Origin of the sequence: Streptomyces sp. NPDC001903, assembly GCF_042891345.1 — a bacterium.
Classification (GTDB): domain Bacteria; phylum Actinomycetota; class Actinomycetes; order Streptomycetales; family Streptomycetaceae; genus Streptomyces.
The window spans coordinates 216,871-238,060 of sequence record NZ_JBIASZ010000004.1 but is presented as its reverse complement, the minus strand read 5'-3'; the positions used below and the strand labels follow the sequence as shown (position 1 = coordinate 238,060).

15 protein-coding genes are annotated in these 21,190 nt (G+C 70.2%); 3 read left to right on the top strand and 12 right to left on the bottom strand.

Going from position 1 to position 21,190, the window contains the following annotated elements; translation table 11 throughout:
* Nucleotides 1-83: 83 nt before the first annotated feature.
* The 7 genes from trxA to ACFYZS_RS10675 form a co-directional block, all read right to left on the bottom strand.
* Nucleotides 84-428, bottom strand: coding sequence for a thioredoxin (trxA, locus tag ACFYZS_RS10705; protein ID WP_389009367.1), 345 nt, complete (start codon nucleotides 426-428; stop codon nucleotides 84-86).
* Nucleotides 429-480: 52 nt separating this feature from the next.
* Nucleotides 481-1,440, bottom strand: coding sequence for a thioredoxin-disulfide reductase (gene trxB, locus ACFYZS_RS10700; RefSeq protein ID WP_382986182.1), 960 nt, complete (start codon nucleotides 1,438-1,440; stop codon nucleotides 481-483).
* Nucleotides 1,441-1,565: 125 nt separating this feature from the next.
* Entirely contained in the window at nucleotides 1,566-2,525 is a 960-nt protein-coding gene (locus ACFYZS_RS10695) for a hypothetical protein (protein ID WP_389009364.1), read from the bottom strand.
* Nucleotides 2,522-3,223, bottom strand: coding sequence for an RNA polymerase sigma factor SigM (gene sigM / locus ACFYZS_RS10690; protein ID WP_389009361.1), 702 nt, complete (start codon nucleotides 3,221-3,223; stop codon nucleotides 2,522-2,524). Before sigM ends, ACFYZS_RS10695 begins: the two co-directional genes overlap by 4 nt.
* A 102-nt stretch (nucleotides 3,224-3,325) precedes the next feature.
* Nucleotides 3,326-5,062, bottom strand: a complete 1,737-nt coding sequence (locus ACFYZS_RS10685; protein ID WP_389009358.1) for a protein kinase family protein — start codon at nucleotides 5,060-5,062, stop codon at nucleotides 3,326-3,328.
* A gap of 117 nt (nucleotides 5,063-5,179) precedes the next feature.
* Nucleotides 5,180-7,354, bottom strand: a complete 2,175-nt coding sequence (gene murJ, locus ACFYZS_RS10680) for a murein biosynthesis integral membrane protein MurJ (protein ID WP_389009356.1) — start codon at nucleotides 7,352-7,354, stop codon at nucleotides 5,180-5,182.
* Nucleotides 7,355-7,400: 46 nt separating this feature from the next.
* Nucleotides 7,401-9,668, bottom strand: coding sequence for a DUF6049 family protein (locus ACFYZS_RS10675; RefSeq protein ID WP_389009353.1), 2,268 nt, complete (start codon nucleotides 9,666-9,668; stop codon nucleotides 7,401-7,403).
* Nucleotides 9,669-9,853: 185 nt separating this feature from the next.
* Here ACFYZS_RS10675 and ACFYZS_RS10670 point away from each other — a divergent pair, with 185 nt between their 5' ends.
* On the top strand, nucleotides 9,854-11,296 hold the full coding sequence (locus ACFYZS_RS10670; RefSeq protein ID WP_389009350.1) for a CCA tRNA nucleotidyltransferase: 1,443 nt from the start codon (nucleotides 9,854-9,856) through the stop codon (nucleotides 11,294-11,296).
* A 62-nt stretch (nucleotides 11,297-11,358) separates the two neighbouring features.
* Here the strand turns inward: ACFYZS_RS10670 and ACFYZS_RS10665 are convergent, their stop codons facing one another.
* The 3 genes from ACFYZS_RS10665 to ACFYZS_RS10655 form a co-directional block, all read right to left on the bottom strand.
* Nucleotides 11,359-12,624, bottom strand: a complete 1,266-nt coding sequence (locus ACFYZS_RS10665; RefSeq protein ID WP_389009347.1) for an MFS transporter — start codon at nucleotides 12,622-12,624, stop codon at nucleotides 11,359-11,361.
* A gap of 105 nt (nucleotides 12,625-12,729) precedes the next feature.
* Nucleotides 12,730-13,812, bottom strand: coding sequence for an inositol-3-phosphate synthase (locus ACFYZS_RS10660; RefSeq protein WP_389009344.1), 1,083 nt, complete (start codon nucleotides 13,810-13,812; stop codon nucleotides 12,730-12,732).
* Nucleotides 13,813-13,861: 49 nt separating this feature from the next.
* On the bottom strand, nucleotides 13,862-14,464 hold the full coding sequence (locus tag ACFYZS_RS10655) for a PadR family transcriptional regulator (protein WP_030857740.1): 603 nt from the start codon (nucleotides 14,462-14,464) through the stop codon (nucleotides 13,862-13,864).
* 273 nt (nucleotides 14,465-14,737) lie between these two features.
* On the opposite strand from ACFYZS_RS10655, the gene ACFYZS_RS10650 reads away from it, so the two are divergent.
* Entirely contained in the window at nucleotides 14,738-17,323 is a 2,586-nt protein-coding gene (locus ACFYZS_RS10650; RefSeq protein ID WP_389009340.1) for a transglycosylase domain-containing protein, read from the top strand.
* 85 nt (nucleotides 17,324-17,408) lie between these two features.
* Complete coding sequence (locus ACFYZS_RS10645; protein WP_389009337.1) at nucleotides 17,409-18,869, top strand: glycosyltransferase family 87 protein; 1,461 nt, start codon at nucleotides 17,409-17,411, stop codon at nucleotides 18,867-18,869.
* Between the two features lie 4 nt (nucleotides 18,870-18,873).
* Here the strand turns inward: ACFYZS_RS10645 and ACFYZS_RS10640 are convergent, their stop codons facing one another.
* Together ACFYZS_RS10640 and ACFYZS_RS10635 are read right to left on the bottom strand one after the other, a co-directional pair.
* A complete protein-coding gene (locus ACFYZS_RS10640) occupies nucleotides 18,874-19,905 on the bottom strand; it encodes an alanine racemase (RefSeq protein ID WP_030857746.1) in 1,032 nt (343 codons plus the stop codon).
* A gap of 68 nt (nucleotides 19,906-19,973) precedes the next feature.
* A complete protein-coding gene (locus ACFYZS_RS10635; RefSeq protein WP_389009334.1) occupies nucleotides 19,974-21,092 on the bottom strand; it encodes a lipid II:glycine glycyltransferase FemX in 1,119 nt (372 codons plus the stop codon).
* Nucleotides 21,093-21,190 lie beyond the last annotated feature (98 nt).

Sequence of the window (21,190 nt, the reverse complement as noted above, 5' to 3'; positions counted from 1 at the left end):
CGAAAAACGGGGCCGCCCCTTCAAGGGGCGGCCCCGTTTCACGTGAAACATTCCCGGCTGTCGCCGGGCGGGGGTTCCAACCGTCAGACGGCCGGCTTGATCGTCACGAAGCCGTCGAGGTCACGCAGGATGGCGGCCTTCGGCTTGGCGCCGACGATGGTCTTGACGACCTCGCCGCCCTTGTAGACGTTCAGGGTCGGGATGGACATGACGCCGTACTTGGCGGCCGTGTCCGGGTTCTGGTCGATGTTGAGCTTGACGATCTCGATCTCGTCGCCGTACTCGGCCGCGATGGCCTCCAGGGACGGGGCGATCTGGCGGCACGGGCCGCACCATTCGGCCCAGAAGTCCACCAGGACAGGCTTGTCGCTGTTCAGGACCTCGGCGTCGAAGTCGGCGTCGGTCACGTTCTTGAGGGTGCCGGCCACTGCGGCCTCCTAATTCTTTCCTGCGGGGTGTGGGGTGGGGAGTAGGCGGGGGTCAGACCGTCGCGTGCGCCTTCTCGGCGTCCGCGAGGGCGGAGAGGAAGCGCTCGGCGTCCAGGGCGGCCGAACAGCCGGTGCCCGCGGCGGTGATGGCCTGACGGTACGTGTGGTCCACGACGTCTCCTGCGCCGAACACGCCGGTCAGGTTGGTGCGCGTCGAGGGGGCGTCGACCTTGAGGTAGCCCTCCTCGTCGAGCTCCAGCTGGTCCTTGAACAGCTCGGTGCGCGGGTCGTGGCCGACGGCGATGAAGAGGCCGGTCACGGGGAGCTCGGAGGTCTCACCGGTCTTGGTGTTGCGCAGGGTGAGACCGGAGAGCTTCTGCTCGCCGTGGATCTCGGCGACCTCGCTGTCCCAGGCGAACTTGATCTTCGGGTCGGCGAACGCACGGTCCTGCATGGCCTTGGAGGCACGCAGGCTGTCACGGCGGTGCACGATGGTGACGGACTTGGCGAAGCGCGAGAGGAAGGTGGCCTCCTCGATCGCGGTGTCGCCGCCGCCGACTACGGCGATGTCCTGGTCCTTGAAGAAGAACCCGTCACAGGTGGCGCACCACGAGACACCGCGGCCGGACAGGGCGTCCTCGTTGGGGAGACCGAGCTTGCGGTGCTGGGAGCCGGTCGTGACGATCACGGCCTTGGCGCGGTGCACGGTGCCGGCGGTGTCGGTGACGGTCTTGATGTCACCGGTGAGGTCCACGGACACGACGTCGTCGGGGACGAGCTCGGCGCCGAAGCGCTCGGCCTGGCCGCGCATGTTGTCCATGAGGTCCGGACCCATGATGCCGTCCTGGAAGCCGGGGAAGTTCTCGACCTCGGTGGTGTTCATCAGGGCGCCACCGGCAGTGACCGCGCCTTCGAAGACCAGCGGCTTGAGCGAAGCGCGTGCGGTGTACAGGGCGGCGGTGTAGCCGGCCGGCCCGGAACCGATGATGATCACGTTTCGTACGTCGCTCACGGGTTTCTTCCTCGTCTCTGTGGACTGCACGCTGCTGCCGGAGGGGCCGGTGTGTTGTCTCACCCCACCCAACGGATCCTACGGCGCATGCATTCCCGACCCGCTCCCTCGCGAGCGCGAAGGTGTCAGCTTCGAGGATATGTCCTGGTCAGCAATGGTTTGTCTAGGCTGCCCGACCCTGCGTTCCTGCACGCGGCGCCCACCAGGTAGGCGTCCACGCGGGCAGAGTCTCCGGGGTGCGGCAGGACGAGGAGGTAGACCTCGGTGCCCTGGTAGCTGCCCTGTTCGGCCGCGAGCGGGGTGTCGGGACGGCCGGTGGCTTCCTGGACGCACGCCGGCACGGAGGAGGCGGTCGTCCGGTTGCCGTCGCCGGGGGGCATGCCCGGCGGGGGCGTGGTGCTCTTCTCCAGTCCGTACGTGTTCTGCTGCTCCTCCTGCGGGGCGGTCTTGGCGCCCGGTCCGGAGGCCAGGAGTCGGCGCACGTTGTCCTGGAGGCCCTGCGCGGTGTACGTGCCGTCGCCGGGGGACGCGGCTGCCGTGCTCGTCGCGGATCTGCGGGCGGCGGTGTCCGGGGAGCCGCTCCCGAGCAGGTTGCCCGCGAGGAAGACGCCGAGTGCGCAGGCGGCCGCTCCGGCCAGGCCGGCGATGACGGCGATCCGGCGGCGGGCTCGACGGCGACCGGGACCGGTTGCTCCGGCCGGGTGACCGGCAGGCCGGCCGGTACCCGGAGCCGAGGGCGCGGCAGGCGACGTTCCTCCCCCGGCCACCTCCGGGGGCGCTCCCGGTGAACCATCGGAGACCGGGGCCGCGGCCTCCGCCCTGGGCGCGGTGGAATCGAGGAGGGCTTCGGCGGCGAGGGCCGCGTCGATGCGTCCGGCGACGTCGGAGGGCATCCGGGGAGGCCCCGGCAGGGTGCCGAGAAGCCCTCGGATCTCCTCCAGGGAGGCGAGGACGTCGGCGCACAGCGGGCAGTCACCCAGATGGCGGCGCACCTCCCCGCTCCGGACCGGGGAGAGCAGCCCCTCCGTCAGGTCGGAGATCTCCGAGACGTCAGGGTGCCGGATCGTGCCGGTTGTGGGAGTCACGTTCGTCCACCTCCGCCCTTCACCGTGTCTGCGTCTGGGGCCGGCCGACTGGGGTCTGCCGCTGGTGGGACGGGTGTCCCCGGCGTCCGGTTCCTTCCCCGCTCGGCGGCGGTGTTATCCCCGGCATTCGAGCGCAGATGAGTGAGCATCGGGAGGAGCTTCGCCCGGCCGCGCGCGCACCGGCTCTTCACGGTGCCGGTGGGGACGTCGAGGATACGTGCGGCCTCGGCGACGGGGTATCCCTGCATGTCGACGAGGACCAGGGCGGCCCGCTGCTCGGCCGGGAGCGTGCCCAGAGCGGCCAGGAGCTGCCGGTGGAGGTCCTGGCGCTCCGCAGGTGCCTCGGCGGACTCGTGGGGCTCCAGGAGGCGCTCCAGGCGCTCCGTGTCGTCCAGCGGCGAGGTCTTGCGGGAGGCGGCCTTGCGGGCCCGGTCGAGGCAGGCGTTGACGGTGATGCGGTGCAGCCAGGTGGTGACGGCCGATTCGCCGCGGAACGTGTGGGCGGCCCGGTAGGCGGAGACGAGCGCGTCCTGCACCGCGTCGGCGGCTTCCTCGCGGTCGCCGAGGGTGCGCAGGGCCACGGCCCACAGGCGATCGCGGTGCCGCCGTACGAGCTCCCCGAAGGCATCGGGATCACCGGCGGCGTGCAGCGCCAGCAGCTCTTGGTCGCTCCGGTCGTCTCCCGTTGCTGAGTGCATCACACCTCCCCTCCGGAAGGGAGCGTACGGGTCGCACGGGATGAATACGAGGGACCGCTGCCCAGTCGGCGCAGCGGTCCCGTACGCGTGGCGGCCCGGCCTCTACTCGGCCGTGCCGAGCACCTTGATCTCGTTGATGCCGCCCCGGTAGCCGCCGTTCGAGTCGGTGGGCAGCGCGGTGATGTGGATCACCAGGTAGCGCGTCTTCACCGGGGTCTCCAGCGTGGTCTTCAGGTTCTTCCCCGCGGTGGTCAGTTTGACGATCTCGTGGGAGAAGTCCGAGAGGGAACGGGGTTGAGAGGCCTCCGGAGAGGCGGCCCGGACCTCGACCTTCTGCCCCGCCGCGTACAGGTCGACGTCGAGGCCGGCCACTTCCTGGACGCTGCCGAGGTCGACGATGATGCCGCTGCCGTCGTCGTAGCTGTCCAGGTTGCCGAAGTTGGCGTACCCGTAGAACACCTTCGTAATCCAGGCGGTGTCGGCGTTGCCGTCGACGGCCTTGTCCGCGTCCTCCGGCTTGATCGGCTCCTTGCCGAAGGTCGTGGCGTTGCCGATGCGCAGGGGCTTGCCCGGGTTGCTCGGCTTGGCCCCCTTGGAGGCGTCGTCCGTCTTGGGCTGCTGGTTGGAGCCGTTGCTGCCGGTGTCGCCCTTGACGCGCTCCAGGAGCGTGTCGGCGAGCTGCCAGCTGCCCAGGCCGAGCGCGGCGATGAGCAGGGCGGCCACGCCCCACTTCAGGACGCGACCGGTGCGGCTCTGCAACGGCGGCGGCGGTGGCGGGATGGCCATGGTGTGGTTGCCCGGGCCGCCGTGGTGCGGCTGGGGACGGCCGTAGCTGCCCTGCTGGTAGGTGGTGTGCTGGTACTCGGGCGGAGCGGTGAAAGCGGGCTCCGGCGGCCGGATGCGGGGCATCGCGGCGACTGCCTTGGCCAGTTCCTCCGGGGTGGTGCAGGGCGGCTCCTGCCTGGAGGCCGTGGCCCCGTCGTTGGCGAGGGCGCGCATGGCGAGCTCGCCCAGCCCGCGGTGCACCCCGGCACGGACCTGGTCGGGCGCGATCAGGCCGACGCCCTTGGGCAGGCCGGTCAGCCCGTACGCGTCGTCCTCGTACGGCCAGCGCTGTGTCAGGGCGGCGTACAGGAGTGCGCCGATGGCCTCGGTGTCCGCGCGCTGCGGGGTGTCGCTGGTGATGCCGCGCAGGGCGGCGTTCACGGCGAGCCCGCGGATGCGGTACTGGCCCGTGGAGGTCCGCAGTATGGCGCTGGGCGTCAGCCGCAGGTGGGCCAGGCCTTCGCGGTGTGCGGCGGCCATCGCCTGGGAGACCTGGGTGACGAGCTGGTAGGCCTCGTGGGGCTCGAGGGGGCCCGCGGCGAGGATCGCGGTCAGCTCGGTGGCGTCCGGCAGCCATTCGTGGACGACGTAGACGAGGTCGTTCTCCTCCACGGCGTCGAGGACGTGGACGAACCGCGGGTCGCCGAGCAGCGCGGAGGAGCGGGCCGCGGCCAGGACGGCGCGGGCCCGCGGGTGGTCGGCGGGCAGCAGGTGGACGCCCACGGCGCGGCGCAGCTTCTCGTCCATGGCGCGCCAGCTGCTGAATCCGTCCAGACGGGTGACGCACTCTTCGAGGCGGTACCGCCTGGCGAGCTTGTGGCCGCTGTGGAGTTCGGGGGCGGCAGCAGGGGCCGCTTTTCTGCGCTCGCCGTCCTTTTCGGGCATGGATCCGTCCGCGGCTCGTCCGTTCTGGGTGTCCACCCCGTCGGCCGTGGCCTTCGCCGCATCTGCGGCCGGCGGCTCGTCGCCGCCGTTGTCGGCCACGTCGACGGCAGCCGTGCTACGTTCCGCCACCGTCGTTCCTGCCTCCCCATCCGTTACGCGCTGTCGGCCAGTCTGCGAAGCCATGCCAATTGTGCCCACAGTCCGGCGCTATGCACGACACGCGAAAGGGTCCGACGGTTGTGCGCATCAGCGACCCAAGCGTCCGCGGACCATTCCGACCATGGCGTTGAGCTCTTCGATGCGCATCCGCTTGGCCGCCACGAGGAATACGGCGGCCAGCGCGACACCGCCGGCGGCCAACGCGGCGAGGGAGCCGGTGACTCCGCTTCCGAGCCACTGGGTGACCGCGTAGGCGGCCGCGCCCGCGACGGCGGCCGCGGGCACGCAGGCGCCGGTGAGGCGGGCGTAGGTGCGCATCACGTGGGCGCCGTCGAGGTCGCCGCCCAGCCGGTTGCGCAGGCGCCGCCAGGCGACGCCCACGCCGACCGTGTAGCCGAGTCCGTAGGCGGCGGCCATGCCGACGACGGCCCAGCGCGCGGGGAGCACGAAGAACGCGGCGGTGGAGACGGCCGCGTTGACGCCGGCGACGATGACCGTGTTGTAGAAGGGCGTCCGGGTGTCCTCGTAGGCGTAGAACCCGCGCAGGACGACGTACTGGACGGAGTACGGGATGAGTCCGAGGCCGAAGGCCATCAGGACGTAGCCGATGTTCTGGGCGCCGGATCCGGAACCGGCGTACAGCAGTGTGGCCATGGGGACGCCGAGGGCGAGGAACGCGAAGGCGCAGGGCACGATCGCGACGGCCGAGGTGCGCAGACCGTACGAGATGTCGTCGCGGACGGCGGCTGCGTCCCCGTCGTGGGCGGAGCGGGAGATGCGCGGCAGCACGGCCGTCATGACGGAGACGGTGATGATGGCCTGCGGCATCTGCCACAGCAGCAGCGCGTAGTTGTAGGCGGTGATGCCGGTTCCGGGGTGGCCCTGCTTCTCCGCGACGGAGCCGGCCCAGGTGGCCAGCTGCGTCACGACGACGAGGCCGACCTGGTTGGCCAGGACGAAGAAGAACGTCCACTTGGCCAGGCGGGCGGCCTTGCCGAGGCCGTGGCCCCGCCAGTCGAAGCGCAGCCGCGGCCTGAAGCCGGCGTCGCGCAGGTAGGGCAGCATCGCGAGGGCCTGGACGGTGAGGCCCAGGAGGGTGCCGAGGCCCAGCAGGCGGATGCCCTCGGGGGTGACCGTGGTCGCGCCCACCCCGGAGGTGGTGAAGCCGCCGAAGGCCCAGATGAAGGCGCCGAACGTGGCGATGACGACGATGTTGTTGAGGACGGGGGTCCACATCATCGCGCCGAACCGGCCGCGTGCGTTGAGGATCTGCCCGAGGACCACGTGCACGCCCATGAAGAACATGGTCGGCAGGCAGTAGCGGGCGAAGGCGACCGCGACCTCCATCTGCTGGGGGTCGGACGCGAGCTTCGGCGACATCATCGTGATGAACACCGGTGCCGCGAGGACGCAGATCGTGGTGATGGCGGCCAGCAGCACGACGACGAGCGTCAGCAGGCGGTTGGCGTAGGCCTCGCCGCCGTCGTCGTCCTGCTTCATGGCCCGCACCAGCTGCGGGATGAAGACGGCGTTGAGCGCGCCGCCGCCGACCAGTACGTAGATCATCGTCGGCAGGGTGTTGGCGATCTGGTACGTGTCGTTGAAGGTGCCCACGCCGATGGCGCCGGCGATGACCAGGGTCCGCAGGAAGCCGGTGATGCGGGAGACGATCGTGCCGGCGGCCATGAGGGCGCTGGACTTGAGGAGGCTGGAGGCGCGGCCGGCGGGCTTGCTCGGCGCCGGGGCGGCGACGGGGGCGTCCTCCGCGGGCGTGCCGGGCGTGCCCTGCTGGTCCCGGTAGAGGTGCGCGAAGGCGTCCGGCTCGGGCTTCTCGTCCGCGGCCTTGGTGACCAGGGAGTCCACGCCGACGAACTGGGTGGTCGTCGCGTGGTCGCCGTAGGGCAGGTGCCGGGAGGGTCCGTCCGGCTCGGGCGGCGGGGTCTGGGCCCAGACGTGCGGGTCGGGGGCGTGCACGGGGGCCTGCGGCGCCGCGTAGAGCGGTCCGGGCTCCTGGTAGGTGCCGGGCGGCGGCGGAGGGTGCGAGGCCCGGTCGTAGAGGACCTCGGCCACGGGGTCCTGGGCCGACAGGTCCTGGGACCGGTACGGGTCGTAGTCGTAGGCGTCCTGGACGTACGGGTCACGGTCCGGCGCGGGCGCAGGTGCGGGGACCTGCCCGGCCACCGGGGTGCCCGGGGCAGCGCCCTGGTAGGGCGCGGGCCCACCAGTGCCCTGCGCGCGGTCACCGTCGTACGGCGCGTTCATCGAAACCCCACCTCATCGTCCCCAGGCCGACCGGCCACGGCATCGCTCAACGGTCCACTGTCTCACCCGTGCCGGACGGCCCGGTGCTTTGCGGTCCGGTGTCCGGGGTCTCGTCACTCGGCTGCGTGCTCTCCTCGCCGGTCGCGCGGGCCGCGACGCGCTTGCGGCTGGCGTACATCTTGATGCCCGCCAGGACGAGGAGGAGAACGCCGCCCGCGATGACGAGCATGACGGTCGGAGTGATCTCGGTGGCCTCCACGGTGAACTTGCGCGCCTTGCCGTAGGGCACGCCGTCCGTGGTGTAGAGCTGCGCGGTGACTTCCACGGGGCCGCTCGCGGTGGCGTTGGCGGTGAACTTGACCGTCTGGCTGTGTCCGCCCGTGACGGTCACTTCCTGCTCGGCCTGACCGCTGTCGCCGAACATCAGGCGGGTCGGGTTGGCCGACTTCACCCGCAGGACGAGGTTGTGCACGTCCTGGACGAGGCTGTTCTGGACACTGACCGGGATGGTCGCGCTGTGTCCGGACAGGGTGGCGTCGGACTTGGGGACGACCTTGACCTTCTCGGTGAGACCGATCAGGTACTCCTGCACCTGGTCCCGGTAGAGCCGCGCCTCCTCGGGGCGGCCGCGCCAGGAGGTCGACATCTCGCGGTTGGTGGTGTTGCCGAAGGGGATCTCCACGCGGTCGGGCGCGCTGAGGATCACCTTGAAGTGGTCCAGGGTGTTCTGGGTGGTGCGGATCTTCTCGAAGGCGGAGACCGGCAGCTCCGTCTTGCGCAGCGCCTCGGGGTACTGGCCCGCGCCCGGGACCTGGGTGTTGACGCCGGGGTCGGGCTTGGCCGCGGCCGCGGTGTCGAGGTCCGCCGGCTGGGTCCAGCGCCCCGCCTGCAGCCCCCGTACGGCGGCCGCCATCGTCTGTGCCTGGCTGGTGGACGGCATCCGCTGCGGCGTGACGACGAAGCTGCGCTGGTTGTCGGTCTTCTGCAGGTTCAGGGCGAGGCTCTGGGCGAGGAAGCGCTGCACGGCCAGCGTGGCGTTCCCGGCGTTCAGCATGTCGCCCTCGAAGGCGGTGGACAGGTCGGCGTCGGCGACGACGGCGGTGGTGCCCGCGCCGATGGGACGGGCCGCGGAGGGCGTGTAGCCGAGGGCGCCGGTCTCCTGGAGGCTGTCGCTGCGGGTCAGGACGTTGTGGGCGCCCGCCGAGGTCGCCACGTTGACGATCGACGGGTCGATGGCGCCGTCCACGGGCCAGGAGAAGTCGGTGGACGGGGTGACGTGCAGGACGGTCTCCACGGCCTGCTTCGCCTTGTCGGTGGCCGGCCTCAGCTGGCCCAGGGTGCCCGAGACGTCCTTGCCCTGGTGGGCGAGGGAGGCGATGTCGGGGTCGGCGAATGGCAGCGCGACGATCTTCTTGCCCTGGACAGCGGCTTCCAGGGCGCTCAGCCACTGCTCGGCGACGGCCTTGTTCTTGCCCTGGACGATCCGGCCGTCCGGCGTGCGGTAGCGGTAGCCCTTGGTCATGGCGTCGACCGTGTAGAGCAGGTCGGGGTCGATGACCCAGGTGACGGGCAGGTCCTTGCCGAGGGCGACCATCTGCTGGAGGCGCCCGCCGGACTTGAGCTCCTCGGCGAGGGAGTCGTCGAGGAAGACGGGGGTCTGCAGCTCGTCCGAGCCGGTCTCCGCGGTCAGGTGCGTGGTGGAGATCAGCGGCCACAGGTACGTGAGCTGGGAGCGCTTGGAGGCGGCTTCCGGCTGCCAGGGCAGGAAGGTCCGCTTGATGCCGAGCACCTGCTCGTACTGGCGGCTCTCGGTCTCTCCGGAGAGCGAGACGCCGAGCTGGTAGACGCCGTCCTTGTCCAGCTCCAGCTTGTTCACCGGGATGGTGAGGGTGAAGTCCTGCTTGACCTTCGAAGGCAGCGAGGGGATCTTCACGGCGTAGGCCGGGTCGATCTCACCGGGATCCGTGCCGGCCCGGAACCCGGCGCGTTCCGCCGCCTCGTCGATGGAGGCCCGGTCGCCGAGCGCCGGCCCGACCCTCAGACCCACGTGCGCGCCGGTGATCGTCTCGCGGCCGTTGTTGACCACGCTGCCGGAGATGGTGAGCGTGTCGCCCTTGACCGGGGCCGCCGGGGCCATGGCGTCCAGCTGCACGTCGACGGTGCCCGCCTCGGCGGCCTGGGCGGCCTGTGGGGCGGGTGAGTAGACCAGAGCGGCGAGCACGGGGGTCCCGGCCAGCAGAACGACTGCGCGCCGCAGCCAGCGGCGCCGGGCAGGTGCGGGGGAAGCCCCCTGGATGTCTGCCGCCTCGGCCACGCGCTAGCCCGTCCCTCGAAGTGTCAGTGGTCGTCGTTTGTGCGTCCACGCATGGTAACGAGACGCGCTGTGCGCGAGTGCCGCGCCTTGCTCCACATGATCGGGGCCGCCCCGGGGGCGGCGCATGCCGGGGCGGCCACAAACGGGGAAGCCCCCGCCGGGCGGGGCACGTACCCTTTTCTGTTGTGCCGAACGCCAACGAAGACAACCCCAGTGCCCTGAGTCAGGTGCAGCGCCGCGCGGTCAGTGAACTGCTGCGGGTCGCCCCTGTCGCCGACGAGCTCGGCCGCCGGTTCCAGGAGGCCGGCTTCCGCCTTGCCCTGGTCGGCGGGTCCGTACGCGATGCGCTGCTCGAGCGTCTCGGCAACGACCTCGACTTCACCACCGACGCCCGTCCCGAGGACGTCCTGAAGATCGTCCGGCCGTGGGCCGACTCGGTCTGGGACGTCGGCATCGCCTTCGGCACCGTCGGAGCCCAGAAAAACGGCTTCCAGATCGAGGTGACCACGTACCGGTCGGAGTCGTACGACCGTACCTCGCGCAAGCCGGAGGTCTCCTACGGCGACTCGATCGAGGAGGACCTGGTCCGCCGCGATTTCACCGTGAACGCGATGGCGGTCGCGCTCCCGGAGAAGGAGTTCGTGGACCCGCACGGGGGCCTGGAAGACCTCCAGGCGGGCATCCTGCGCACTCCCGGCACTCCGGAGGACTCCTTCTCCGACGACCCGCTGCGGATGCTGCGCGCGGCGCGCTTCGCCGCGCAGCTCGACTTCGAGGTCGCCCCCGAGGTCGTGGCGGCGATGAAGGCGATGTCGGACCGGATCGAGATCGTCTCGGCGGAGCGGGTGCAGGGCGAGCTGAACAAGCTGCTGCTGTCCGCGCACCCGCGCAAGGGACTGGGCCTGCTCGTGGACACCGGGCTCGCCGATCACGTGCTGCCCGAGCTGCCCGCCCTGCGGCTGGAGAGTGACGAGCACCACCGGCACAAGGACGTCTACGACCACTCGCTGATCGTGCTGGAGCAGGCCATCGCGCTGGAGCACGACGGCCCGGACCTGGTGCTGCGCCTGGCGGCCCTGCTCCACGACATCGGAAAGCCGCGCACCCGCCGGTTCGAGAACGACGGCCGGGTCTCCTTCCACCACCACGAGGTGGTGGGCGCGAAGATGACCAAGAAGCGCATGACCGCGCTGAAGTACTCGAACGACATGGTCAAGGACGTGTCCCGGCTGGTGGAGCTGCACCTGCGCTTCCACGGCTACGGGGACGGCGAGTGGACCGACTCCGCGGTGCGGCGCTACGTCCGCGATGCCGGTCCCCTCCTGGACCGCCTGCACAAGCTCACCCGGTCCGACTGCACCACGCGCAACAAGCGCAAGGCCAATGCCCTCTCCCGCACCTACGACGGTCTGGAGGAGCGCATCGCGCAGCTTCAGGAGCAGGAGGAGCTCGACGCCATCCGGCCCGACCTGGACGGCAACGAGATCATGCAGGTCCTGGGTGTCGGCCCGGGGCCGGTGATCGGCAAGGCCTACGCGTTCCTGCTGGAGCTGCGGCTGGAGAACGGCCCGATGGAGCGCGACGCCGCGGTCGCCGCCCTCAAGGAGTGGTGGGCGGGGCAGGCCTGACCCGCGGTCGGCCGGGTCGATGTTTCACGTGAAACATCGACCCGACCGATGCCTCGGACGCGTCACGATTGCGCTCCGCGCTGCCTCAGGTAGACCGCCGTCACCGCGTAGAGGACGGCCACGCTCACGATCAGCGCGACGGACCGCCCGTCCGGGGGGAGCATCAGGGCGGCCACGGCGGCCGCGCTCACGAACGCGATGTTGAAGAGCACGTCGTAGACGGAGAACACCCGGCCGCGGAAGTCGTCGTCCACATGGGACTGGATGGCGGTGTCGGTGGAGATCTTGGCGCCCTGGGTGGCGAGGCCCAGCACGAAGGCCGCGGCCAGCATCGGTCCGGGTGTGAAGAACAGGCCGAGCGGGGGCACCAGGACCGCCGCCCCGGCGGAGCAGGCCGTGATCCAGCCGCGGGTGCCCAGCCGGCCCACCATCCAGGGGGTGACGACGGCGGCCGCGAAGAACCCGGCCCCGGAGACGCCGACCGCGATGCCCAGCAGGGCGAGGCCGGCGGACTCGCTGTCCGACCAGGAGTACCGGCAGAGCATGAGCAGCGTCACGAACAGGGCCCCGTAGCAGAAGCGCATCAGGGTCATGGCGGTGAGCGTCTGGGCCGCCTCGCGTCGGGAAGCCAGGTGCCGCAGCCCCTCGGCCATGCCGCGGACGGTCAGGGCTATCCCCTGGGCCGCCGAGGGGTGGGCCCGTCCGGCGGGGTGGTCCGGGCCGAGCAGGCCCACGGCCAGGCGCAGCGAGAGCAGCGCCGCGCACAGGTAGAGCCCGGCGCCGAGCAGCACGACCAGGGCGTTGGAGTCGGAGGCCAGCAGCCGGACGAGGAAGGCGAGCCCGCCGCCGGCGACCGCGGCGAGCGTCCCGGCCGTGGGGGAGAGCGAGTTGGCGGTGACCAGCTGGGCGGGGGCGACGACGCGGGGCAGCGAGGCGGCGAGCCCGGCCAGTACGAAGCGGTTGACGGCGGTGACCGACAGGGCCGAGGCGTAGAAGAGCCAGTCGGGGACGTGCGCGACGATCAGCACGCCCGTCACGCAGGCCAGGACCGCCCGCAGCAGGTTGCCGTAGAGGAAGACCTGACGGCGGCGCCAGCGGTCGAGCAGCACCCCGGCGAAGGGGCCGATCACCGAGTACGGCAGCAGCAGGACCGCCATGGCCGAGGCGATGGCCGCGGGCGAGGTCTGCTTCTCGGGGGAGAACACCACGTACGTGGCGAGCGCCACCTGGTACACGCCGTCGGCGGCCTGGGAGAGCAGCCGTACGGCGAGCAGGTTGCGGAAATCCCTCAGGCGCAGGAGTACGCGCAGATCACGTACGACAGGCATGAGGGCAAGGGTCACATACGCGGAGGGTCCCCGGGCACATTGCCCGGGGACCCTCCGCGGAAGAACAGCCGAAGACCAGGTGTCCGAAGACCCGTGGGGTCCGACTTAGCGCTCGACCTCGCCCTTGATGAACTTCTCGACGTTGGCCAGGGCCTCGTCGTCGAAGTACTGCACCGGCGGGGACTTCATGAAGTAGCTCGAAGCCGACAGGATCGGGCCACCGATGCCCCGGTCCTTGGCGATCTTCGCGGCGCGCAGGGCGTCGATGATGACACCGGCGGAGTTCGGGGAGTCCCACACCTCGAGCTTGTACTCGAGGTTCAGCGGGACGTCGCCGAAGGCGCGGCCTTCGAGGCGGACGTAGGCCCACTTGCGGTCGTCGAGCCACGCCACGTAGTCGGACGGGCCGATGTGGACGTTCTTCTCGCCGAGCTCACGGTCGGGGATCTGCGAGGTGACGGCCTGCGTCTTGGAGATCTTCTTCGACTCCAGGCGGTCGCGCTCCAGCATGTTCTTGAAGTCCATGTTGCCGCCGACGTTGAGCTGCATGGTGCGCTCAAGACGGACACCGCGGTCCTCGAACAGCTTCGCCATCACGCGGTGCGTGATGGTCGCGCCGACCTGCGACTTGATGTCGTCGCCGACGATCGGGACACCGGCCTCGGTGAACTTGTCGGCCCACTCCTTGGTGCCGGCGATGAAGACCGGGAGGGCGTTGACGAAGGCGACCTTGGCGTCGATGGCGCACTGGGCGTAGAACTTCGCCGCTTCCTCGGAGCCGACGGGCAGGTAGCAGACCAGAACGTCGACCTCGCGGTCCTTGAGGACCTGGACCACGTCGACCGGGGCCTCGGCGGACTCCTCGATCGTCATGCGGTAGTACTTGCCCAGGCCGTCCAGGGTGTGGCCGCGCTGCACGGTCACGCCCGCGTTGGGGACGTCGCAGATCTTGATGGTGTTGTTCTCGCTGGCGCCGATGGCGTCCGAAAGGTCGAGGCCGACCTTCTTCGCGTCGACGTCGAACGCGGCGACGAACTCGACGTCACCCACGTGGTAGTCGCCGAACTGGACGTGCATCAGACCGGGGACCTTGGCCGCCGGGTCGGCGTCCTTGTAGTACTCGACGCCCTGCACCAGCGAGGCGGCGCAGTTGCCCACGCCGACGATGGCTACGCGAACCGAACCCATTCCGGTTGCTCCCTGTTCGTTCTTGGACGAGGCCTGCGAGATGCAGGCCTCACTTTGCAGTTTCGTCGGGCGGACCGGGTCGTCTCCGATCCCGTCCCGCCCGCTCACTCTCGATGAGCTCGTTCAGCCAGCGCACTTCGCGCTCCACGGACTCCATACCGTGCCGCTGCAGCTCAAGCGTGTAGTCGTCGAGGCGCTCCCGCGTGCGGGCGAGTGAGGCGCGCATCTTCTCCAGACGCTCCTCCAGCCGGCTGCGGCGGCCCTCCAGGACCCGCATGCGCACTTCTCGCTCGGTCTGGCCGAAGAAGGCGAAGCGCGCGGCGAAGGACTCGTCCTCCCAGGCATCGGGGCCCGTGTGGGACAGGAGCTCCTCGAAGTGCTCCTTGCCCGCTGCCGTCAACCGGTAGACGATCTTGGCGCGGCGCCCTGCGAGTGAAGTGGCGAGAGCGTCTTCCGGGGCGTTGCCCGGTTCTTCGATCAACCAGCCGTTGGCGACCAGCGTCTTGAGGCAGGGATAGAGCGTTCCGTAGCTGAACGCCCGGAACACCCCCAGAGAGGTGTTGAGCCGCTTGCGGAGCTCGTACCCGTGCATGGGGGATTCGCGGAGCAGGCCGAGGACGGCGAACTCGAGGATGCCTGAGCGCCTGCTCATCCGCCTGCCTCTCCCTCGCCCCTGAGTTTTATACCGAGCTGATGTATCGGCTCGATACATCCAGACGATAGAGCGGGCTGTCTCCGACGACAAGGGGAGATGTGGTGACCGGTGTCACATCACTAATTCGTACCAAGCGAGTTGCCTGATTTGGGGTGAACTTCGGCACTGTTCGGGTTTTGAGCGTGCGTAGTCTGTGGGCCATGACAACGGGGGAACCGGAATTCACCTGCCGCTTCCAGGCCACTCGCCTGCCCGAGGAGTAGTCGTTCGATGAGCGAGCACCGCCGCAAACCGCCGCAGCCCGAAGGGGGCGGACGTGCCGCGGCCCGTCGGGCCGCCCAGCAGCGCCCCGGCCGGGGTGCCGGACCCGCACGTGACGTCCCCACCGCGTCGCCGAGCGGACCGTACGCAGATCCGCCCGGCCACGGCGGCCGGGCCGGTGCGCGCCGGGCCGTCCCCCGCGGATCCGGAGGGCGCGGACGCGGAGCCGCCGCCGGCGCGGGCCGCCCGGACAAGCGGCTGATCAACTACCCGCGCTCCGACAAGGAGGGCTGGCAGCGGTTCGTACCGTCCTGGAAGCTGGTCTCCGGCACCGCCCTCGGCTTCTTCGCCGTCGTCACGGCGGGCGCCGGCATCGGCATCGCGTCGGTGAACACCCCCGACCCGAACAAGGCGGCCCAGGCCCAGAACAACGTCTTCTACTGGGCCGACGGCACCCAGATGGTGGCCACCGGCGGCTCGATGAACCGCCAGATCGTGCCCATAGACAAGATCCCCAAGTCGATGCAGAACGCGGTGATCGCCGCGGAGAACGAGTCCTTCGAGACGGACAAGGGCGTCGACCCGATGGGCATCGCCCGCGCCGTGTGGAACATGGCCAAGGGCGGCTCCACCCAGGGTGGCTCGACCATCACCCAGCAGTACGTGAAGAACACGTACCTGGACTCCGACCAGACGCTGAAGCGCAAGGTCACCGAGCTCTTCATCTCGATAAAGCTGGGCGTGTCCGAGGAGAAGGACACGATCCTCGCCGGCTACCTCAACACCGCCTACTACGGCCGTGACGCCTACGGCATCCAGGCGGCCGCGCGGGCCTACTTCGGCAAGGACTGCAAGGACCTCACACCGTCCGAGAGCGCCTTCCTGGCCTCCGTGCTCAAGGGGCCCAACCTCTACAACCCGGACGGCGGCGTCGGTACCGCGGCCACCCCCGAGAAGAACACCGAGCGGGCCAAGGAGCGCTGGGCCTGGGTCCTGGACCGCGAGGTCGCGGTCGGCCGGATGCAGAAGACCGAGCGGGACCAGTTCACGGAGTTCCCGAAGATCGTCGACTCCGAGCAGGCCCGCAGCCTGTCCGGACAGACGGGCTACCTGGTCGACACGGCCAAGAAGTACGTGATGAAGGTCACCGGCCTCACGGCCGAGGAGATGGCCCGCGGCGGCTACCAGATCAAGACCACCTTCCAGAAGCCCAAGGTGGACGCCCTGGTCAAGGCCGTCGAGGACACCCGCAACGACTTCCTGGACGAGAAGGCGCGGCCCGAGTACGACACCTTCGTCCAGTTCGGGGCCGCCTCGGTCGACGTGAAGAGCGGGGCGATCGTGGCCCTGTACGGCGGCCCGGGCATGGACAAGAAGTACTTCAGCAACAACGCCGACACGCTCGGTGTCCCCGTCGGCTCGACCTGGAAGCCGTACGTCCTGGCGGCCGCGATGCAGTACGGCACCCAGAACTCGCACAACCAGGGCATCTCGGCCGACAGCAAGTACAACGCGAACGACCTGACCGTCATCAACAACCGCGACGGCAAGCCGCTGCGGGACGCCTCGGGCAAGCCGTTCAAGCAGAAGAACGAGAGCACCTACCCCTACGGCTACGTGACCCTCAACGAGGCGATGGAGAAGTCCATCAACGTGCCGTTCGCACAGCTCGTCTTCGACGTCGGCCACAACAAGGTCCGGGAGGTGGCCGAGGCCACGGGCATCCTCAAGGACTCGATGAACCCGAACAACGACGCCTCGTTCGCCCTCGGCACCTCGACCCCGAGCGCCATCCGCATGGCCGACTCGTACGCCACCTTCGCCGCCTCCGGCACCCACCACGATCCGTTCTCCGTGACCAGCGTCGAGAAGGACGGCAAGGAGGTGCCCGGCTTCGGGGCGCCCAAGGAGCAGCGGGCGATGGACGACGCCATCGCCGACAACGTCACCAAGGTGCTGGAGAACGTCGTCGACAACGGCACCGGCACCAAGGTCAGGAAGCTCGGCTTCACCCGGCCCGCCGCCGGCAAGACCGGCACCACCGACCAGAACAAGTCGGCCTGGTTCGTCGGCTACACCCCGGAGCTGTCCACCTCGGTCGCCCTGTTCCGTACCGACCCGAACTCGGCGGACAAGAAGCTGATCTCCATGAACGGCGTGGGCGGCGTCGACTCCATCCACGGTGGTGACATCCCCGCCGCGATCTGGACCGAGTACATGAAGGAAGCCCTCAAGGGCGCCCCGGTCAAGGACTTCCCGGAGGCCGAGAAGATCGGCGTCACCGCGGACGCGTCCGGTGCCCCTTCGCCGTCTCCGTCCATCGCGCCCTCGCCCTCCGCCTCGATGCCCTCGCCCTCGGCGAGCTCCTCCCCGCCGGTCTCCCCCTCCCCGTCGAAGGGCGGCAAGCCGACCTGCAAGCCGTGGGAGCTGTACTGCATCCCGGACACCAGCGGCGGTACGAACAGCGGCAACACCAACGGGGGCCCCGGCGGCGGACCCGGCGGACCCAGCGGTTCGCCGACGGGGTCGCCAACGGGCAAACCGGGCCGTCCCGGAGGCACCAGCTGGGGGACCTCGATGGGCACCTCGGGCTGACCCGCCTCCCCCGCTCCGACGAGGGCCGTCGCACACCGTGCGGCGGCCCTCCCGCATGTCCGGCCCGGTACGGCAGGATGAGCGCATGACGAAGGTGCACGAGGACAGGCCCGTACTGCCCACCCAGCAGGACGAGGTCGCCGCGGCCGGCAGTGAGTTCCTCGGCGGCCCGATGGGCCGCTACGCCCGGCTGGGCGGCCACTGGCTGACCCCGGTCCGCGTCGTGGCCCTCGTGGCCCTCGGGATGTTCGCGCTCGGCATGGTGCAGAAGCTGCCCTGCTACGACTGGGCGTGGTTCCGGGGAGCCGGCTCCCAGTACACGCACGCCTGCTACTCCGACATCCCGCACCTGTTCTCCGTGCGCGGCTTCGCCGACGGGCTCACGCCCTACTTCGACCGCCTCCCCGGCGACATGGAGTACCTGGAGTACCCGGTGCTCACCGGCCTCTTCATGGAGGTCGCCTCCTGGCTGACCCCGGGCAGCGGCTCCCTGCAGCACCGCGAACAGATGTACTGGATGGTCAACGCCGGGATGCTGATGGCCTGCACCGCGGTCATCGCCGTGTGCGTCGTGCGCACCCACCGCCGCCGGCCCTGGGACGCGCTGCTCTTCGCCCTCGCGCCTGCCTTCGCGCTCACCGCGACGATCAACTGGGACCTGCTGGCCATCGCCCTGACCGCCGCGGGGATGCTCATGTGGTCCCGCGGCCGCACCCTGCTCTTCGGCGTCCTCATCGGCCTGGCCACCGCCGCCAAGCTCTACCCCGTCCTGCTGCTCGGCGTGCTGTTCGTGCTGTGCTGGCGGGCCGGGAAGTGGCGGGCGTTCGGCTCCGCAGTCCTCGGCGCGGCCGTCGCCTGGCTCGTGGTGAACCTGCCCGTCATGATCTACGCCTGGGACGGCTGGAAGAAGTTCTACACCTTCAGCCAGGAGCGCCCGATCGACTTCGGCTCCGTGTGGCTGCTCATCTCCCAGCGCTCCGGGAACCCCCTGCACGACGCCAACACGTACGCGACGGGCCTGACGCTGCTGCTGTGCGCGGGCATCGGCGTGCTGACGCTGACCGCCCCCCGCCGGCCCCGTTTCGCGCAGCTGGCCTTCCTGGTCGTGGCCGCCTTCATCCTGGCCAACAAGGTCTACTCGCCGCAGTACGTGCTGTGGCTCATCCCGCTCGCGGCGCTGGCCCGGCCGCGCTGGCGGGACTTCCTGATCTGGCAGGCCGGCGAGGTCGTGTACTTCTTCGGGATCTGGCTGTACCTCGCCTACACGACCAGCGGTGACAAGCACCAGGGCCTGCCCGTGGAGGGCTACCAGCTCGCGATCGCCGCCCATCTGCTGGCGACCCTCTACCTCTGCGCGGTCGTCGTCCGCGACATCCTGCTGCCCGAGCGGGACGTCGTGCGCCGCGACGGATCGGACGACCCGTCCGGCGGAGTCCTGGACGGGGCCGAGGACGTGTTCGTGCTGTCGGACGCAGCGAGGGCGCCGCAGGACGCGGCGCCCTCGGAGGGACAGCGGGTGGAGTGGGGCACGGCCCCCAGGGACTGACCGGTCAGGCGTCCAGCACGCGGTCGAACTGCGTCGTGGTGTGGCGCAGGTGCGCCACCAGCTCGTCGCCGACCTTCGGCTCGGGGGCGTCCGACGGCACGAACAGGATCGACACCTGCATGTGCGGGGGCTCCGCGAACCAGCGCTGCTTGCCCGCCCACACGAACGGCGACAGGTTCCGGTTCACGGTCGCCAGACCGGCCCGGGCCACGCCCTTGGCGCGCGGCATCACACCGTGCAGGGCCTTGGGAGCCTCCAGGCCCACCCCGTGCGAGGTGCCGCCGGCGACCACGACCAGCCAGCCGTCGGAGGCGGCCTTCTGCTGGCGGTAGCCGAACCGGTCGCCCTTGGCGACGCGCGTGACGTCCAGGACCGCTCCGCGGTACTCGGTCGCCTCGTGGTCGCCCAGCCACAGCCGGGTGCCGATCCGCGCCCGGAAGCGCGTCTGCGGGAACTGCTGCTGGAGCCGGGCCAGCTCCTCGGCCCGCAGGTGGCTGACGAACATGGTGTGCAGCGGCAGCCGGGCCGCGCGCAGCCGGTCCATCCAGCCGATGACCTCCTCGACGGCGTCCGAGCCGTCCGGGCGGTCCAGCGGCAGGTGCAGGGCGAAGCCCTCCAGCCGCACGTCCTCGATCGCCGCGTGCAGCTGACCCAGGTCCTGCTCGGAGATGCCGTGACGGCGCATCGAGCTCATGCACTCGATGACCACGCGGGCTCCGACCAGGCCGCGGACCCCGTCCAGCGAGGACACCGAGCGGATCACCCGGTCCGGCAGCGGCACCGGCTCCTCGCCCCGCCGGAACGGGGTGAGGACGAGCAGGTCGCCGCCGAAGAAGTCCTTGATGCTGGCGGCCTCGTACGTGGTCCCGACGGCGAGTACGTCGGCGCCCAGCCGGGTCGCCTCCTCGCACAGCCGCTCGTGGCCGAAGCCGTAGCCGTTGCCCTTGCAGACCGGGATCATCCCGGGGAACTGGTCCTGGATCTGCTTCTGGTGCGCACGCCAGCGCGCGGTGTCGACGTAGAGCGTGAGCGCCATGCCCGTCCGGAGCCTCTCTCTAAAAGCTGCCTGTGCAGCGGTGCGGTGTGTGGGGGTGCGACAGCGGGTCAGCGGCGCGACATGTAGATGTCGAGAGCCTTGTGCAGCACCTTGTTGAGCGGGAAGTCCCACTCGCCGACGTACTCGACGGCCTCGCCGCCCGTACCGACCTTGAACTGGATGAGGCCGAACAGGTGGTCGTTCTCGTCCAGCGTGTCACTGATGCCGCGCAAGTCGTAGACGCTCGCACCGAGTGCGTACGAATCGCGCAGCATGCGCCACTGCATCGCGTTCGAGGGCCGCACCTCGCGCTTGTGGTTCGCGGAGGCGCCGTACGAGTACCAGACGTGCTGGCCGACGGTGAGCATCGTGGCGGCGGCCAGCGGCTCCCCCTCGTGCTTCGCGATGTACAGCCGCATCCGGTTCGGGTCCTCGGAGTTGAGGGCCGTCCACTGGCGCTGGAAGTAGCTGAGCGGGCGCGGGCGGAACTTGTCGCGCTCGGCCGTGACCTCGTACAGCTCCTGCCAGATCGGCAGGTCCTCGTAGCCGCCCTGGACGACCTCGACACCGGCCTTCTCGGCCTTCTTGATGTTGCGGCGCCACAGCTGGTTGAAGCCCTTGAGGACGTCGTCCAGCGAGCGGTTGGCCAGCGGCACCTGGAAGACGTAGCGGGGCTGGACGTCACCGAAGCCGGCGCCGCCATCCTCGGCCTGCTGCCAGCCCATGCGGCGCAGCTTGTCCGACACCTCGAAGGCGCGGGGCTCGATGACCGAGGCCTCCACGTCGCGCAGGCGCTTCACGTCCGGGTCCTGGATACCGGCCTTGATGGCGGCCGAGTTCCAGCGGCGGATGACGACGGGCGGACCCATCTTCACGGTGAAGGCGCCCTGCTGCTTGAGGTGGGCCAGCATCGGCTGGAGCCACTCCTCCAGATTCGGGGCGTACCAGTTGATGACCGGGCCCTCGGGGAGGTACGCGAGGTACCGCTTCACCTTGGGCAGCTGCCGGTACAACACGAGGGCGGCGCCGACCAGTTCGTTGTTCTGGTCGAACCAACCGAGGTTCTCGGAGCGCCACTCGTTCTTCACGTCGGCCCACGCCGGGACCTGGCAGTGGCTAGCCGAGGGCAGGCTCTGGAGGTATCCCAGATGCTGCTCTCGGCTGATGGTCCTCAGGGACAGGCTCATGCGGGGCGTCTCCTCCGGCGGCTTCGCTGGCTATGGCGCGAAGCCTACTGCGACAAGGGCGCCACCCATCTGGGGGACGGGCCGGGCCCGGGCCGGTG

What these genes read in the sequence shown, in the direction of transcription:
- sigM (WP_389009361.1), bottom strand. Translation starts at nt 3,223, where the DNA reads ATGCACTCAGCAACGGGAGACGACCGGAGCGACCAAGAGCTGCTGGCG.
- murJ (WP_389009356.1), bottom strand. Translation starts at nt 7,354, where the DNA reads ATGAACGCGCCGTACGACGGTGACCGCGCGCAGGGCACTGGTGGGCCC.
- ACFYZS_RS10665 (WP_389009347.1), bottom strand. Translation starts at nt 12,624, where the DNA reads ATGCCTGTCGTACGTGATCTGCGCGTACTCCTGCGCCTGAGGGATTTC.
- ACFYZS_RS10660 (WP_389009344.1), bottom strand. Translation starts at nt 13,812, where the DNA reads ATGGGTTCGGTTCGCGTAGCCATCGTCGGCGTGGGCAACTGCGCCGCC.
- ACFYZS_RS10655 (WP_030857740.1), bottom strand. Translation starts at nt 14,464, where the DNA reads ATGAGCAGGCGCTCAGGCATCCTCGAGTTCGCCGTCCTCGGCCTGCTC.
- ACFYZS_RS10650 (WP_389009340.1), top strand. Translation starts at nt 14,738, where the DNA reads ATGAGCGAGCACCGCCGCAAACCGCCGCAGCCCGAAGGGGGCGGACGT.
- ACFYZS_RS10645 (WP_389009337.1), top strand. Translation starts at nt 17,409, where the DNA reads ATGACGAAGGTGCACGAGGACAGGCCCGTACTGCCCACCCAGCAGGAC.
- ACFYZS_RS10640 (WP_030857746.1), bottom strand. Translation starts at nt 19,905, where the DNA reads ATGGCGCTCACGCTCTACGTCGACACCGCGCGCTGGCGTGCGCACCAG.
- ACFYZS_RS10635 (WP_389009334.1), bottom strand. Translation starts at nt 21,092, where the DNA reads ATGAGCCTGTCCCTGAGGACCATCAGCCGAGAGCAGCATCTGGGATAC.